The 15907-nt window shown below is 56.1% G+C and carries 16 protein-coding genes and 1 riboswitch; of the genes, 6 read left to right on the top strand and 10 right to left on the bottom strand.

What is annotated here, in order from left to right; genetic code table 11:
* Positions 1-27: 27 nt before the first annotated feature.
* The 8 genes from ACQ3G7_RS24125 to rsd all read right to left on the bottom strand — a co-directional run bounded on the left by ACQ3G7_RS24125 (position 28) and on the right by rsd (position 8101).
* Positions 28-1569, bottom strand: coding sequence for a sensor domain-containing diguanylate cyclase (locus tag ACQ3G7_RS24125; RefSeq protein WP_430892763.1), 1542 nt, complete (start codon positions 1567-1569; stop codon positions 28-30).
* 351 nt (positions 1570-1920) lie between these two features.
* Positions 1921-3075: a 2-iminoacetate synthase ThiH gene (gene thiH / locus ACQ3G7_RS24120; RefSeq protein WP_430892761.1), complete on the bottom strand. Its 1155-nt coding sequence runs from the start codon at positions 3073-3075 to the stop codon at positions 1921-1923.
* Positions 3072-3842: a thiazole synthase gene (thiG, locus tag ACQ3G7_RS24115; protein ID WP_430892759.1), complete on the bottom strand. Its 771-nt coding sequence runs from the start codon at positions 3840-3842 to the stop codon at positions 3072-3074. Before thiG ends, thiH begins: the two co-directional genes overlap by 4 nt.
* Before the next feature lies 1 nt (position 3843).
* Complete coding sequence (gene thiS, locus ACQ3G7_RS24110) at positions 3844-4044, bottom strand: sulfur carrier protein ThiS (protein ID WP_430892757.1); 201 nt, start codon at positions 4042-4044, stop codon at positions 3844-3846.
* Positions 4025-4783 carry a HesA/MoeB/ThiF family protein gene (locus tag ACQ3G7_RS24105; protein ID WP_430892755.1) on the bottom strand — a complete coding sequence of 253 codons (759 nt, stop codon included), beginning with the start codon at positions 4781-4783 and terminating at the stop codon, positions 4025-4027. The genes thiS and ACQ3G7_RS24105 overlap by 20 nt, the downstream gene beginning before the upstream one ends.
* A complete protein-coding gene (gene thiE / locus ACQ3G7_RS24100; protein WP_430892753.1) occupies positions 4776-5411 on the bottom strand; it encodes a thiamine phosphate synthase in 636 nt (211 codons plus the stop codon). The genes ACQ3G7_RS24105 and thiE overlap by 8 nt, the downstream gene beginning before the upstream one ends.
* Positions 5411-7303: a phosphomethylpyrimidine synthase ThiC gene (thiC, locus tag ACQ3G7_RS24095; RefSeq protein WP_430892751.1), complete on the bottom strand. Its 1893-nt coding sequence runs from the start codon at positions 7301-7303 to the stop codon at positions 5411-5413. Before thiC ends, thiE begins: the two co-directional genes overlap by 1 nt.
* An 85-nt stretch (positions 7304-7388) precedes the next feature.
* Positions 7389-7542, bottom strand: a riboswitch (TPP riboswitch).
* Between the two features lie 55 nt (positions 7543-7597).
* On the bottom strand, positions 7598-8101 hold the full coding sequence (gene rsd, locus ACQ3G7_RS24090) for a sigma D regulator (RefSeq protein ID WP_263098485.1): 504 nt from the start codon (positions 8099-8101) through the stop codon (positions 7598-7600).
* A 92-nt stretch (positions 8102-8193) separates the two neighbouring features.
* Between rsd and nudC the strand changes: the two genes are divergently transcribed.
* From nudC to ACQ3G7_RS24060, 6 genes are all read left to right on the top strand, one after another.
* On the top strand, positions 8194-8967 hold the full coding sequence (gene nudC / locus ACQ3G7_RS24085; RefSeq protein ID WP_263098484.1) for an NAD(+) diphosphatase: 774 nt from the start codon (positions 8194-8196) through the stop codon (positions 8965-8967).
* A gap of 39 nt (positions 8968-9006) precedes the next feature.
* Positions 9007-10071: a uroporphyrinogen decarboxylase gene (gene hemE / locus ACQ3G7_RS24080; protein ID WP_430892749.1), complete on the top strand. Its 1065-nt coding sequence runs from the start codon at positions 9007-9009 to the stop codon at positions 10069-10071.
* Positions 10072-10080: 9 nt separating this feature from the next.
* Complete coding sequence (nfi, locus tag ACQ3G7_RS24075; protein ID WP_263098482.1) at positions 10081-10761, top strand: deoxyribonuclease V; 681 nt, start codon at positions 10081-10083, stop codon at positions 10759-10761.
* A 32-nt stretch (positions 10762-10793) separates the two neighbouring features.
* Positions 10794-11384, top strand: coding sequence for a YjaG family protein (locus ACQ3G7_RS24070; protein WP_061498966.1), 591 nt, complete (start codon positions 10794-10796; stop codon positions 11382-11384).
* Positions 11385-11570: 186 nt separating this feature from the next.
* Positions 11571-11843 (top strand): nucleoid-associated protein HU-alpha, encoded by a 273-nt coding sequence (gene hupA / locus ACQ3G7_RS24065; RefSeq protein WP_035890328.1) that lies wholly within the window; start codon positions 11571-11573, stop codon positions 11841-11843.
* A gap of 12 nt (positions 11844-11855) precedes the next feature.
* Positions 11856-12548, top strand: coding sequence for a DUF1481 domain-containing protein (locus tag ACQ3G7_RS24060; protein WP_430892774.1), 693 nt, complete (start codon positions 11856-11858; stop codon positions 12546-12548).
* Between the two features lie 124 nt (positions 12549-12672).
* Here ACQ3G7_RS24060 and purD read toward each other — a convergent pair whose 3' ends face one another.
* Positions 12673-13965, bottom strand: coding sequence for a phosphoribosylamine--glycine ligase (purD, locus tag ACQ3G7_RS24055; protein ID WP_430892746.1), 1293 nt, complete (start codon positions 13963-13965; stop codon positions 12673-12675).
* Positions 13966-13980: 15 nt separating this feature from the next.
* Positions 13981-15570 carry a bifunctional phosphoribosylaminoimidazolecarboxamide formyltransferase/IMP cyclohydrolase gene (gene purH, locus ACQ3G7_RS24050; RefSeq protein ID WP_430892744.1) on the bottom strand — a complete coding sequence of 530 codons (1590 nt, stop codon included), beginning with the start codon at positions 15568-15570 and terminating at the stop codon, positions 13981-13983.
* Positions 15571-15907 lie beyond the last annotated feature (337 nt).

The following is a 15907-nucleotide window of genomic DNA, read 5'->3' as shown; positions in this document are numbered from 1 at the left end:
GGTTACAGGTATGCGGTACTCACTGCATTAATCGCTATTTACGTGCAGGATCCGATTCTTACCTTGCTGTTTTGCTTTATAAAGCGCTTCGTCGACGCTGACGATAAGTTGCTCCAGCGGCTCCATATGCCACTCACCAAGCCCGGCGCTGAAAGTGACGGACAGCCCTTCTTCACGCCAGCTCCGGCCTTCTACATTTTTGCGCCACTGCTCCAGCAACGCCGTCGCATCAGTGAGTGATGTGTGTGGGAAAAGAACCGCGAACTCCTCACCGCCGTAGCGATAAACCGAAAGCGTGTGCGGTTGCATCACCTGGATCCCTTCCCGCGCGACGTTGCGTAGCACGATATCGCCGTTGAGATGGCCCCATGTGTCGTTAATGGATTTGAAGTTATCAACATCCACCAGCGCCAGGGCAAATGGCTGGTGATCGTTCATCAACGCCGCAATATCACCATCGAACGCACGGCGGTTTTTGCAGTTGGTTAGCGCGTCCATGGTCGCCTGTCGTACCCATGACTGCTCGCGTTCTTTATTGCTGAGGATGGCTTTACTGAGCATGGCTTCAAGCTTTGGCGCCCGTTTCACATCACCGGTGTTTATCGAACTGATGATATTCATTAGCACCGTACGTGAGGCATGGCGTAAATAGAGACCAAACAGGACGATCAGGACGGCGGCCGTGCCAAATCCCCAACTGACAATCAGCGTGGAGTGCCGGGCCAGGCTATCCAGAGTGGCGGCGGAAACCGTGTAAATGGCGAACCAGTCCGGATTAGTAAACGAATAGTAGTAATACCATGTCGCGGTTTTTTCGTCGTAGACCATCCCTTCACCGCTGGTCATCGCTGACAGTAATTCCGGTCTGACGAAGGTTTTGAACAGCGCGCCGCTGTCCGGGTGCAGCATCGCTTTGCCTTCACGGTCGACAATGAAAAACTCGCCAGGCATCGGCGATTGGGTGGTGCGCAGCGTAAAGCTCATTGAGGCGACGTCGAGGTGAAAAGCCAGCGTACCTTTGAGCTTGCCATCCGGGGTGATCACCGGCTTATAAATACTGACCGTCGGATTGTGGGTAAAGTAATCCTCATAGGCGCTGGTGTAGTGGTTAAACATGCTGGCTTCAGCCTGATGCATAAACCACGGGCGCGTGCGGGCATCAAATCTATCGCTCTCGCCATTGGCGATTACCTGCGGAGCCCGCAGATACGTGCCCCGCGAATCAGCCAGTGAAATCGAAGAGACTGACGGCATCAGCGCCAGCAACTGCATCAGTAATTTGAGTCCATGTTCACGATCGCCCGTCACCGTGGCGTCTAATTGATCGTCATGGGAGAAGAAGGTTGCGGCGCGGTTCAGGATGTAGTCATTCTCGCGAAGAATCGACTGTGTGTAATTTAACGCCAGGTTATGGGTAAAGTTACGATTTATATCGTGGTATTTCTCCAGCATTTCCTTTTGCTGGCTGAAGGTCACCAAAAAAGCGATGACGATAAAACTCACAAAAATCCCGGCGAAGCTCAACAGAATCGGGGTTGTGAACGAGAGTTGTCGATTGTGAATTTTCATATCCTTGATCATTCATCATTGAGGTGGCAGGTAAAGTATAAGGGGTTAGAGGAAAGATGATGATCCCATCAACATCGAACATGCATGCCGTACCGGCATTTATTATGCGGTGATTATAACGCCTGGAGAGGATGCTATGACTAAATATTGTGCTCTATGGCTGTGATGGGTGATGCATATAAAACTGGCTGGTTTTTTACGCCAGCCAGGGAGGGAGTCAGTATAAGCTCATGAGGGGATTCATGGTGCCTGAACTCCTGTCAGTAAGATAACTGACAGCGATAGAATGCACGATCGGGCTGTCTGTGTGCGACAACACTCTCATGTTTTTACGAGCGGTGCCGGGAAATTTTAATTCATTATCAGTCCGTTGCTGTTTTTTTGCGGAGCGCGTCCCAACCAGCTATCCCAATCTTTCCATACCGGCTGCAACCCTCTTGCCATGAGGGCGCTGGCGACCTCTTGCGGGCGACGTCCGTCATGAGGGCTAAACTGTTCCAGTTCCGGATGATCATCTGCATAGCCGCCAGGCTGCGTTTTGGAAAACGCGCTGACGTTATTGATGGCCAGTGGGATAACGTGATCGCGAAAGTGGGGGGATTCGCGGGTCGAGAGCGACAGCTCGACATCCGGTGCCAGCAGGCGGAAGGCGCAGATGGTTTGCACCAGTTGGCGTTCATCCATGATCGATGCCGGCTCAATACCGCCCGCGCAGGGCCGCAAACGGGGAAATGAGATGGAGTAGCGACTCTGCCAGTAGTGTTGCTGTAACCACAACAGGTGTTCCGCCACCATATAGCAGTCCACCCGCCAGCTGTCGCTCAGACCAATTAATGCCCCAAGACCGATTTTATCGATCCCCGCACGCCCTAATCGATCCGGTGTTTCCAGCCGCCAGAAAAAATCCTGCTTTTTACCCCGCAGATGATGTTTCGCGTACATGCTTTGGTGGTAGGTCTCCTGATAGACCATCACGCCATCCAGACCGAGGGTTTTCAGCTCGGCATACTCTTCCTGAGCGAGAGGCTGAACTTCCATCTGTAATGAAGCGAACTGGCGGCGAATGGAAGGGAAATGGCGGCGAAAATAATCCATCCCCACTTTTCCCTGATGTTCACCGGTGACCAACAGCAGATGCTCAAACCCCAGCTCGCGTAGCGCGGCGCACTCACGGGCAATCTCATTCTCATCCAGCGTCTTGCGTTTCAGGTGATTACTCATCGAGAAGCCGCAATAGGTGCAATCATTCGCGCAGAGATTGGAAAGATATAACGGCACATAGAAGCTGACCGTGTTGCCAAAACGCTGGCGGGTGAGTTTCTGCGCCTGCTGCGCCATCGGTTCAAGAAAGTCGCTGGCGGCGGGGGAGAGTAGCGCCATCAAATCTTCGCGCGTGATGTGTGGCGCATGGAGCGCCCGCTCGACATCCGCCGTGGTTTTGCTGTGGATCCGCAGACGAATATCGTCCCAGTTCAGTTGCCGCCAACGTTCGGTAAAGGTGGTCATAAGGCACTCTCCAGGAAACCGGTGAGCGGGCTGGTGGCGGTCGCGTAACGCTGGCGCGCACCGGGTACGGCATCGCGCGCCAACGAACCGGCTTCTACCGCCAGGCGGAAAGCGCGCGCCATGGTAACCGGGTCGTCGGCCACGGCGATGGCGGTATTCACCAGCACCGCATCGGCACCCATCTCCAACGCCAGGGCGGCATGACTGGGCGCGCCAATGCCCGCATCCACCACCACCGGCACGCTGGCCTGCTCGATGATAATCTCCAGCATTGCGCGCGTTTCCAGCCCCTGGTTTGATCCTATCGGCGCGCCAAGCGGCATCACTGCTGCGCAGCCCGCCTCTTCCAGCCGCTTACACAGTACCGGATCGGCGCCGCAATAGGGCAGCACGACAAAACCCATTTGCACCAGTTTCTCTGCGGCGCGCAGGGTTTCTATCGGATCGGGCAGCAGCCAGCGCGCATCCGGGTGAATCTCCAGTTTTAACCAGTGGGTACCGAGCGCTTCCCGCGCCAGCTGCGCGGCAAAGATAGCCTCTTCCGCATTTTTTGCCCCCGATGTGTTGGGCAACAGCGTCACACCCGCTTCACGCAGTGGCTGCAAAATACCATCGCTGTGCTGGCGCAGATCGACCCGTTTCATCGCCAGCGTCACCAGCTCGCTGCCGGATGCGCGGATAGCATCGATCATAAGATGTGGCGCGGCGAACTTACCTGTACCGGTAAACAGCCGTGAAGAAAATGTTTTATCTGCAATACGTAACATCTCAGCCCCCTGCAATAACCTGAAACAGCAGGATCCGATCGCCGTCCTGCACAAGATGGTCTTCCCACCGCTCGCGCGGCAGGATCTGTTCGTTTAACGCCAGTGCGACGCCCGGTTTTAACTGGTTGAGCTGGTTAAGCAGCGTAGCAATGGAAAGCCCGGCAGTGCAGCGCATCGGTTCGTCATTGAAGCGTATTTGCATCTCGCCCTCCGCAAACCGGGCAATTGCTGGCGCGATGTAGCGCCAGGGTTCGCCAGAGATTGGTGCGGGCATCAAACAGACGCAGTTCGCCGCTGGTGGTGTGCATGCCGCTCAACAATTTGATGGCTTCCAGTGCCTGCATTGCGCCCATGATCCCCACCACCGGACCCACAATCCCCGCCGTGCGGCAGTTGCGTTCCGGTTCGCTTTCGTCCGGCCACAGGCAGCGATAGCAACCTTGCTGCCAGGGCGGCGTCAGCACCATGAGCTGGCCGCCAAAACCGACTGCGCTGGCGGTAACCAGCGGGGTTTCCAGCGCGACGCAGGCTGCGTTAACAGCCTGTCGTGTGACCATATTGTCACTGCAATCCAGTACCACATCAGCCTGAGCAACCTGCTGGCGCAGTGCCTCGCCGTTTAAGCGTTGTTGCAGGGGAATCAGCGCAATATCGGGGTTAAGTTGCTGCAACCGCTGTGCGGTAACCTGGGTTTTTGGCTGATTGATATCGTCGGTGGTAAAGAGGATCTGCCGCTGAAGGTTGCTCAGATGCACAGCATCGTCATCCGCCAGCACCAGCGTGCCGATACCTGCACCGGCAAGGTACACCGCCGCAGGGGCGCCGAGGCCGCCAAGGCCGACAACCAGCACCCGGCTGGCAAGCAGCTTTTGCTGGCCGACAATGGCAATATCTTCCAGCAGGATCTGGCGGCTGTAGCGCATAAAATCGCGATCATTCATCGCCCACCCCCGCAAGCGTCAGCAACTGTTCCGTGGCCTGCCGCCAGTCTGCGGCTTGGGTGATGGCGCTGACCACCGCAATACTGCCCACGCCCGTCGCCAGCACATCCGCTGCGCGTGCAAGGCTGATGCCGCCAATGGCGACCGTAGGGTAATCTCCCAGCCGCGCAATATGGCGCGCCAGTTGTTCCAGCCCCTGTGGCGCGGAGGGCATCTGTTTGGTTTGCGTCGGGAAAACATGGCCGAGCGCGATATACGAAGGACGTGCCGCCAGTGCGATATCCATCTCCATATCGTCATGCGTGGAGACGCCCAGGCGCAGACCCGCCGCGCGAATGGCGCTCAGGTCGGCGGTTTCCAGGTCTTCCTGGCCAAGATGTACGCCGTACGCCTGGTGTTTTATGGCCAGCCGCCAGTAGTCGTTGATAAATAACCGCGCGTTGTAACGTCGTCCCAGCGCGATGACGGCAGCGATATCGTCTTCGACCTCATGTTCGCGTTTGTCTTTGATACGCAGTTGCAGGGTGCGCACGCCCGCTTCCAGCAAGCGGGCGATCCACTCAACGCTATCGACAACCGGGTAGAGACCGAGGCGAAACGGTACCGGAGGAAAGTCGGGTTGGTACATCAGGCTTCCTCCTTTTTCAGGTAGATTTCGCCGCCGCGGGCGCGGAAGTCGTTCGACTTATCATTCATCCCGGCTTCGATGGCCTGCGCCGCCGCGTAATCGCGCACTTCCTGAGAGATTTTCATCGAGCAGAATTTCGGCCCACACATTGAGCAGAAGTGGGCGATTTTGCCGGACTCCTGCGGCAGGGTTTCATCGTGATAAGCACGGGCGGTAAAGGGATCCAGCGCGAGATTAAACTGATCTTCCCAGCGGAACTCAAAGCGCGCTTTCGACATGGCGTTATCGCGGATCTGTGCGCCAGGGTGGCCTTTTGCCAGGTCAGCAGCATGGGCGGCGATTTTGTAGGTGATTAAGCCCTGTTTAACATCCTCTTTGTTTGGCAGGCCCAGGTGCTCTTTGGGGGTGACATAACAGAGCATGGCGCAGCCAAACCAGCCAATCATTGCTGCGCCAATGCCGGAGGTAAAGTGGTCGTAACCCGGTGCGATATCGGTGGTCAGCGGTCCAAGCGTGTAGAACGGCGCTTCGTGGCAGTGCTCCAGTTCTTCGGTCATATTGCGGCGGATCATCTGCATCGGCACATGCCCCGGGCCTTCAATCATCACCTGCACGTCGTACTCCCAGGCGATTTTGGTCAGTTCGCCCAGTGTGTGCAGTTCGGCAAATTGCGCTTCGTCGTTGGCATCCTGGATTGAACCCGGACGCAGGCCATCGCCGAGCGACAGCGAGACATCGTAAGCGGCGCAGATTTCACAAATTTCGCGGAAGTGGGTGTAAAGGAAGTTCTCCTGATGGTGGGAGAGGCACCACTTCGCCATGATCGACCCGCCACGGGAAACAATGCCGGTCAGGCGCTGCGCGGTCATCGGGACGTAACGCAACAAGACGCCTGCGTGGATAGTGAAATAATCCACCCCTTGTTCCGCCTGTTCGAGCAGCGTATCGCGGAATGCCTGCCAGTTGAGATCTTCGGCGATCCCGTTGACCTTCTCCAGCGCCTGGTAGATCGGTACTGTACCGATCGGCACCGGGCTGTTACGCAGGATCCATTCGCGGGTTTCGTGGATATAGCGCCCGGTGGACAGATCCATCACCGTGTCTGCGCCCCAGCGGGTTGACCACACCAGTTTTTCCACTTCCTCTTCGATGGACGAGGTCACTGCTGAGTTGCCGATGTTGGCGTTCACTTTCACCAGGAAGTTACGTCCGATGATCATCGGCTCTGATTCCGGGTGGTTGATGTTGGCCGGAATGATCGCGCGGCCCGCGGCGACTTCATTGCGCACAAACTCCGGCGTGATATTGTTCGGCAGGCGGGCGCCAAAACCTTCGCCCGGATGCTGTCTGCGCAGCACTTCGCTGCGAATACGTTCGCGGCCCATATTTTCGCGAATGGCGATAAATTCCATTTCCGGCGTGACGATCCCTTTGCGGGCGTAGTGTAGCTGGGTGACGCGTTGACCGGCTTTGGCGCGGCGCGGCGTCAGCAGCCCGTTGAAGCGCAGCTCATCAAGGCCTTCATCCGCCAGACGTGCGTTGGTGTAAGCCGAACTGCGTTCATCAAGCGTTTCACTGTCATCGCGCGCGGCGATCCAGGGGGCGCGTAGCTTGGCCAGACCTTGTTGCACATCGATGGTGACTGCCGGATCGCCATACGGGCCGGAGGTGTCGTAAACCGGTACAGCTTCGTTCTCTTCAAACTGAGGATGCTCTTTTGTGCCGCCAGTCAGCGTTGGGCTGAGCCGGATTTCGCGCATTGGGATGCGGATATCGGGCTGTGAACCGGTGACGTAAATACGGTGTGAGTTGGGGAAAGCGGTGCCTTCCAGCGTGTCGATAAAGTGTTGCGCCTGGGCGCGTTGTTCACGGCGTGTAAGTTTTGCAGACATAGCTCATTCCAGAATTAAAAGGAGATGGCTTGTCAGACGACGGATGGAGTAATGGCAACAAACCGCCCGTAAGGGTGGTTGATGTGAATGGATTACTCTTGTTCCCTTCGCAGGTCTTAACCCGATCAGGTTCCGCGGATCCCGAATTAACGGTCTCAGCCTTTTCCACTTCATCTTTCGCGCCGCTTCGCGGTATTGCGAATCATGTAGTGGAGAGATAGGCACTCCGACAAGAAAAACCCCCGTCCTCAGACGGGGAACTGCTTTTTAAACTACGCGTTACTTTTTAAGAATTCAAGCAGGGCGCGCCATGCCGCTTTCGTCATTGGCGCTCTCTTTGAGATTGTTATCAAAAGCCAGCACGATCAGTTTGTCCTCCAGCATAAAGCGGGCCTCCAGCGCCTCGCCGATGTCGGAAAGCGCCTGCTGGAATTCCAGACAGTTATCATCATCAATGGCGTTTTCCAGGCTGGTATCGTAGTAATTCATGATTTCGAGGGTGTTGGCTTCCAGCAGCGGATAGAGCTGGTTAGCGATTAAAAGTGGATTGCTCCCTTCCATTTCGCGAATGACGCGTTCATAAATACTGAAGTGACCTGCGGAGAGGTACTCCACCAGGTTGTGACAGAAATCGTCCAGCGCTTTTTCATTAAGCTGCATGTACGATCCTTTGCCAGGCTTAATGCCAACCAGATTGTAGTAAGAAACGAGAAGTTGCTTACGTACTAGCAGCCAATGGTCGACAAGTGTGTTACTTCCTCCAACGCGCTCTGTCAGGCTTTCTAACTGGTTTAGCATAATTGGCTCCGCAATATGTAAGTGAAAAAATGCTCACCCAAATGTAATAATAATGTTAACAAAACGCCAGTGAAGCTAAGGTAGTGCACCAAATGGTACGTATTATTGACGCCCGGGATCATGGCTGGTGGATAGTAAGCCATGAACAAAAATTATGGTTGCCCGGTGGAGAATTACCACACGGGCAGGCAGGAAATTTCGATCTTGTGGGGCAGAGCGCGCTTCATATCGGTGAATGGCAGGGCGAACCGGTATGGATGATCCGCCAGAATCGCCGCCAGGACATGGGATCCGTACGCCAGGTGATCGATCAGGACGCCGGGCTGTTCCAGTTGGCCGGGCGCGGCGTGCAACTGGCGGAATTTTACCGTTCACATCAGTTTTGCGGTTACTGCGGGCACACCATGCACCCGAGCAAAACCGAGTGGGCAATGCTGTGTGATCACTGCCGTGAGCGCTACTATCCGCAAATAGCCCCCTGCATTATCGTCGCCATCCGCCGCGATGACGCGATTCTTCTGGCGCAGCATACGCGCCATCGTAACGGGATTTACACTGTGCTTGCCGGGTTTGTTGAAGTAGGCGAAACCCTGGAGCAGGCGGTGGCCCGTGAAGTGATGGAAGAGAGTGGCATTAAGGTTAAAAATTTGCGTTATGTTACCTCTCAGCCATGGCCCTTTCCCCAATCATTAATGACTGCCTTTATGGCGGATTATGACAGCGGTGATATTCATATCGACCCGAAAGAGCTACTGGATGCGGGCTGGTATCGTTATGACGAGTTACCCCTGTTGCCGCCGCCGGGCACCGTTGCGCGCCGCCTGATCGAAGACACGGTGGCGATGTGCCGCGCAGAGTACGAGTAAGGCGTATATACTGGCGGCCTGACGCTTAAGGAACTGACAATGACCGAACTGAAAAACGATCGTTACCTGCGCGCGCTTCAGCGCCAGCCAGTAGACATGACGCCGGTATGGATGATGCGCCAGGCGGGCCGCTATTTACCGGAATACAAAGCGACGCGCGCACAAGCGGGCGACTTTATGTCGCTGTGTAAAAACGCGGATCTTGCCTGCGAAGTGACGCTACAACCGCTGCGCCGTTATCCGCTTGATGCGGCGATCCTCTTCTCGGACATTCTCACCATACCGGACGCGATGGGCCTTGGGCTCTATTTCGAAGCGGGCGAAGGGCCGCGGTTCACTTCCCCCATCACCTCAAAAGCGGATGTTGAGAAACTCCCGGTGCCGGACCCGGAAAGCGAGCTGGGCTATGTGATGAACGCTGTGCGCACCATCCGTCGCGAGCTGAAAGGCGAGGTGCCGCTGATTGGCTTCTCCGGGAGTCCGTGGACGCTGGCGACCTACATGGTGGAAGGCGGCAGCAGCAAAGCCTTTACCGTGATCAAAAAAATGATGTACGCCGACCCGAAGACGCTGCATCTGCTGCTGGATAAGCTGGCGCAAAGCGTCACGTTGTACCTTAACGCGCAGATCCGCGCCGGGGCGCAGTCGGTGATGATTTTTGACACCTGGGGCGGCGTCCTCACGGGGCGTGATTATCAACAGTTCTCGCTCTATTACATGCATAAAATCGTTGATGGCCTGTTGCGTGAAAATGAAGGCCGTCGTGTGCCGGTCACGCTGTTTACCAAAGGTGGCGGGCAGTGGCTGGAAGCGATGGCGGAGACCGGTTGTGATGCGTTGGGCCTGGACTGGACCACGGACATCGCCGATGCACGCCGTCGTGTAGGCCATAAAGTCGCCCTGCAAGGGAATATGGATCCGTCCATGCTGTATGCACCGCCTGCACGTATTGAAGAAGAAGTCGCTTCCATTCTTGCGGGCTTCGGCAAAGGCGAGGGCCATGTGTTTAACCTTGGGCACGGCATTCATCAGGATGTTCCGCCGGAACATGCCGGCGCATTTGTGGAGGCGGTACACCGTCTGTCGGCCTCCTGGCACCAGTAAGGAGAGAATATGGATCTCGCGTCACTACGCGACCAACAACGTGAACTGGCTTCATCGGTGATCCATGAGGATCGCCTTGATAACGATCCGCCGACAGTGATCGGCGGTGCGGATGTAGGTTTCGAGCAGGGTGGTGAAGTGACGCGAGCGGCCATGGTGCTGCTTTCGTACCCGTCGTTGGCGCTTATCGAGTATCAGGTGGCGCGTATTCCCACCACCATGCCTTATATTCCGGGTTTCCTGTCGTTTCGTGAGTATCCGGCGTTGCTGGCGGCGTGGGAACAGCTGTCGCAAAAGCCGGATCTGCTCTTTGTGGACGGTCACGGCATCTCCCATCCGCGCCGCCTTGGCGTTGCCAGCCATTTTGGCCTGCTGGTGGATGTGCCCACCATTGGCGTGGCGAAGAAACGGCTGTGCGGCAAGTTTGAGCCGCTTGCCGACCAACCTGGCGCGTTGTCGCCGCTGATGGATAAAGGTGAGAAGCTGGCATGGGTGTGGCGCAGTAAAGCACGCTGCAATCCGTTGTTTATCACGACCGGGCACCGGGTGAGCCAGGATAGTGCTCTGGCGTGGGTGCAGCGCTGTATGAAAGGCTACCGCCTGCCTGAGCCGACGCGCTGGGCAGATGCCGTGGCGTCTGGTCGTCCGGCGTTTACGCGTTGGCAGGCAATTCAGCGTGATATCAGGTAAACTGCGCCTAATACCGACTTTGAGAAGCGATCATGTTACAAAATCCGATTCACCTGCGTCTGGAAAAGCTGGAAAGCTGGCAGCACGTTGTCTTTATGGCCTGTCTGTGCGAACGCATGTACCCCAATTACGCCATGTTTTGTCAGCAAACGGAGTTTGGCGACGCGCAGCTCTACCGACGTATTCTCGACCTGGTGTGGGAAACGCAGGTGGTAAAAGACGCGAAGGTGAATTTCGACAGCCAGCTTGAGAAGCTGGAAGAGGCGATTCCGGCGGCTGATGATTACGATTTGTATGGCGTCTACCCGGCGATCGATGCCTGCGTGGCATTAAGCGAATTGATTCATTCACGCCTGAGCGGCGAAACGCTTGAGCATGCCATTGAGGTCAGCAAGACTTCTATCACCACCGTCGCGATGCTGGAAATGACCCAGGCGGGTCGTGAAATGACCGATGAAGAGCTGCGACTGAACCCCGCAGTAGAGCAGGAATGGGACATTCAGTGGGAGATTTTCCGCCTTCTGGCTGACTGCGAAGAACGCGACATTGAGTTGATCAAAGGGCTACGCGCAGACTTGCGTGAGGCCGGCGACAGCAATATCGGTATAAATTTGCAGCAATGAGACAATAAAACGTGATTTAACGCCTGTTTTGTCGTGCCAGAAGGCTTCCCTTCGCACCCCCGTCTGGTCTACATTTGGGGGGCGAAAATAAGTGGCTATCGGTGCGTGTATGCAGGAGAGTGCTTTTGAGGCATTTCCGTCGCACTCGATGCTTAGCAAGCGATAAACACATTGAAAGGATAACTTATGAACAAGACTCAACTGATTGATGTAATTGCAGACAAGGCTGATCTGTCTAAAGCGCAAGCGAAAGCTGCACTGGAATCCACCCTGGCTGCTATTACTGAGTCTCTGAAAGAAGGTGATGCTGTACAACTGGTTGGTTTCGGTACCTTCAAAGTGAACCACCGCGCTGAGCGTACTGGCCGCAACCCGCAGACCGGTAAAGAAATCAAAATCGCCGCAGCTAACGTGCCGGCATTTGTTTCTGGTAAAGCACTGAAAGACTCTGTTAAGTAAGACAGCGTGGCAGTGAACAGTTTTGTCGAAGGGGCGGTTTCGCCCCTTTTGTCATTCTGGCGTCGCCCGCTGATGCTGGCTGGCGCGCTGTTGCTGGCTGCCTGCAGCCATGATTCCACTCTGCCTCCGTTTACCGCCAGCGGTTTTGCCGGCGATCAGGGCGCGGTGCGTATCTGGCGTAAAGATTCCGGTGGAGAGACACATCTGCTTTCCGCTTTTAGCCCGTGGCATCACGGGAACACCACGTTGGGCGAGTATCGCTGGCAAGGCGACGCGTTGACCCTCGTCGAACTCAATATCTACAGTACTCCCCCTGAACATATTCGCGCCCGGTTTGACGACCGTGGAGAGTTGAGCTTTATGCAGCGGGAAGTCGATGGTCAGAAACAGCAGCTCTCCAGTGACCAGATTGCACTCTACCGCTATCGTGCAGAGCAAATCCGCCAGACCAGCGATGCGTTGCGCCTGGGGCGTGTGGTGCTGCGTCAGGGGCGCTGGCAGGCGAATCATACGGTGCAGACTTGCGAAGGTGAGACGGTCAAGCCGGATCTGGATGCGTACGCGTTAGAGCGCGTAGAACGCCGTCAGAGCCATTCCACAACCGCGGTCAGCGTGGCGTGGCTGGAAGCGCCGGAAGGCGTACAGCTGTTGCTGGTGGCGAATGAGGACTTCTGCCGCTGGCAACCGACAGAGAAACATTTCTGATACGTCGTCAGGGTCAGCGCAGCGCCACCCGGTGAATTGCCAGATGGCGGCTACGCTCCCTTACGGGCTCACTGAACGGTTCCCTCTCCCCTTTAGTGGAGAGAGGGTCAGGGTGAGGGAATAATTACTTGCCCTGCTCACGTGCTATCGCGCGGTAACCAATATCCCGGCGGCTGAAGCTGCCATCCCAGTGAATATCGCTCATCAATGCGTAAGCGCGCTGCTGCGCTTCAGCAACGGTATTGCCCAGCGCTGTCACGCACAATACACGCCCGCCATTGGTCAGTACCTGGTCGTCAGCGGCGAGTTTGGTACCCGCATGGAACACTTTGCCGTCCGCTGCTTCTTCCAGCGGCAGGCCGTGGATCACATCGTCATTGCGATAATTGCCCGGATACCCCCCGGCCGCGATGACTACACCCAGCGAGGCGCGCGGGTCCCACTGTGAGGTTTTCTCATCCAGCTTACCTTCGCAGGCCGCCAGGCAAAGCTCCACCAGATCGGACTGCATACGCAGCATGATCGGTTGCGTTTCCGGGTCGCCAAAGCGGCAGTTGAACTCGATCACTTTCGGGTTGCCCTGCTTGTCGATCATCAGACCGGCATACAGGAAACCGGTGTAGGTATTGCCTTCCGCCGCCATCCCGCGCACGGTTGGCCAGATGACACGTTCCATGGTGCGCTGATGCACTTCATCGGTGACCACCGGGGCAGGCGAGTAAGCCCCCATACCGCCGGTGTTCGGGCCGGTGTCGCCATCGCCCACGCGTTTGTGATCCTGGCTGGTGGCCATCGGCAGGACATGCTCGCCGTCAACCATCACGATAAAGCTGGCTTCTTCGCCGTCGAGGAACTCTTCAATAACGATACGATGACCCGCATCGCCAAAGGCATTACCCGCCAGCATGTCGTTAACGGCGGCTTCGGCTTCTTCAAGCGTCATTGCGACGATCACGCCTTTGCCTGCAGCCAGACCGTCGGCTTTGATCACGATGGGTGCGCCTTTTTCACGCAGATAAGCCAGCGCGGGTTCAACCTCGGTGAAATTCTGGTACTCCGCCGTTGGGATGTTGTGGCGGGCCAGGAAGTCTTTGGTGAACGCCTTGGAGCCTTCCAGCTGCGCTGCGCCCTGCGTTGGGCCAAAAATAGTCAGACCCGCAGCGCGGAATGCATCCACCACGCCAATTACCAGCGGAGCTTCCGGACCAACGATGGTCAGATCGATTTTTTCGCTCTGCGCGAAACTCAACAGTGCGGGGATATCGGTGGCGCCGATTGCGACGTTTTGCAGCGCAGGCTCAAGCGCGGTGCCGGCATTGCCCGGAGCAACAAAAACGGTTTCAACCAGCGGTGACTGTGCTGCTTTCCAGGCCAGCGCGTGCTCGCGCCCGCCGTTACCAATCACTAATACTTTCATTGTTTGCTCCGTAGATTAATGGCGGAAGTGGCGCATGTCGGTAAAGATCATTGCAATGCCATGCTCATCAGCGGCGGCAATCACTTCGTCATCACGAATGGAACCCCCCGGCTGGATAACGCAGGTCACACCGACGGCTGCGGCAGCATCAATGCCATCACGGAACGGGAAGAAGGCATCAGAGGCCATGGCCGAGCCTTTAACTTCCAGTCCTTCGTCACCGGCTTTGATCCCGGCGATCTTCGCGGAGTAGACGCGGCTCATCTGGCCTGCGCCAATGCCGATGGTCATGTTCTCTTTTGCGTAAACAATGGCGTTGGATTTGACGAACTTCGCCACTTTCCAGCAGAACAATGCATCACGCAGTTCTTGTTCGGTTGGTTGGCGTTTGCTGACCACGCGCAGCGCATTTTCGGTCACCATGCCCAGATCGCGATCCTGAACCAGCAGACCACCGTTAACGCGTTTGAAATCCAGCCCCGCGACACGCTGCGCCCATTGGCCGCACACCAGAACACGCACGTTCTGCTTGGCTGCGGTGACTTTCAACGCGTCTTCGGTGGCAGACGGAGCAATGATCACTTCGACAAACTGGCGGGAGATGATCGCCTGTGCAGTTTGAGCATCCAGCTCGCGGTTAAAAGCGATAATGCCGCCGAAAGCAGACGTCGGATCGGTTTTATACGCGCGCTCGTAGGCATCCAGAATCGAGCTGCCAACGGCGACGCCGCATGGGTTGGCGTGTTTCACAATCACACAGGCTGCATCGCTGAACTCTTTTACACACTCCAGCGCTGCGTCGGTGTCGGCAATATTGTTATAGGAAAGCGCCTTGCCTTGCAGCTGTTGCGCGGTGGCAACGGACGCTTCCTTCACCTCTTCTTCTATATAGAAGGCTGCTTGCTGGTGGCTGTTCTCGCCGTAACGCATATCCTGCTTCTTAATGAAGTTCAGGTTCAGCGTACGCGGGAAGCGACCAGCAGGCTCTTTGCTCTCACCGTGATAGGCGGGCACCAGGCTACCGAAGTAGTTGGCGATCATGCTGTCGTAAGCGGCAGTATGTTCAAAGGCTTTGATCGCCAGATCAAAACGGGTATCCAGCGTCAGAGAGCCTTCGTTGGCATCCATCTCATTAATGATGGCGCTGTAATCGCTGCTCTTTACAACAATCGCGACATCTTTGTGGTTCTTCGCTGCGGAGCGCACCATGGTCGGGCCGCCGATATCAATATTCTCTACGGCGTCTTCCAGCGAGCAACCTTCACGGGCTACGGTCTGGGCGAACGGATAAAGGTTAACAACCACCATATCGATCGGCGCGATCGCGTGCTGCGCCATGATCGCATCATCCTGGCCGCGACGGCCAAGAATGCCGCCGTGCACTTTCGGGTGCAGGGTTTTTACACGTCCATCCATCATTTCCGGAAAACCGGTGTAGTCGGAGACTTCGGTCACCGGCAGACCTTTATCTGCCAGCAGACGAGCGGTGCCGCCCGTAGAGAGCAGTTCTACGCCACGCTGAGAGAGCGCCTGTGCGAATTCGACAATACCGGCCTTGTCAGAAACACTGAGCAAAGCGCGGCGGACTGGACGACGTTGTTGCATGGTAAATCCCCTGGATTTGACTTTAACAGAGAGTGTTAGGTGAATTTTAGGATCCTTATTGATCCAAAAACTCAGCTAACACCCCAGAAGGGGTGCGTTATTTTTGCGCGGGCATTGTAACGAAAACGTTTGCGCAACGCTCGCGAATTTTTGTCCTTTTACCGGATTGTGGATAAGTCTGTGTGTAAATGGGTATAAAGGCGGGTTTTGCTGTGGAATGCAGCAGTCAGTCATTTTTATGTCATTTTTCTATTGCGGGGGGCTGAGAACTCCCTATAATGCGCCTCCATCGACACGGCGGATGTGAATCACTTCACACAAACAGCCGGTTCGGTTG

Source organism: Kosakonia sp. N21 (assembly GCF_050587465.1).
Taxonomy (GTDB): Bacteria; Pseudomonadota; Gammaproteobacteria; order Enterobacterales; family Enterobacteriaceae.
This window is presented reverse-complemented; position numbering and strand designations above follow the sequence as displayed.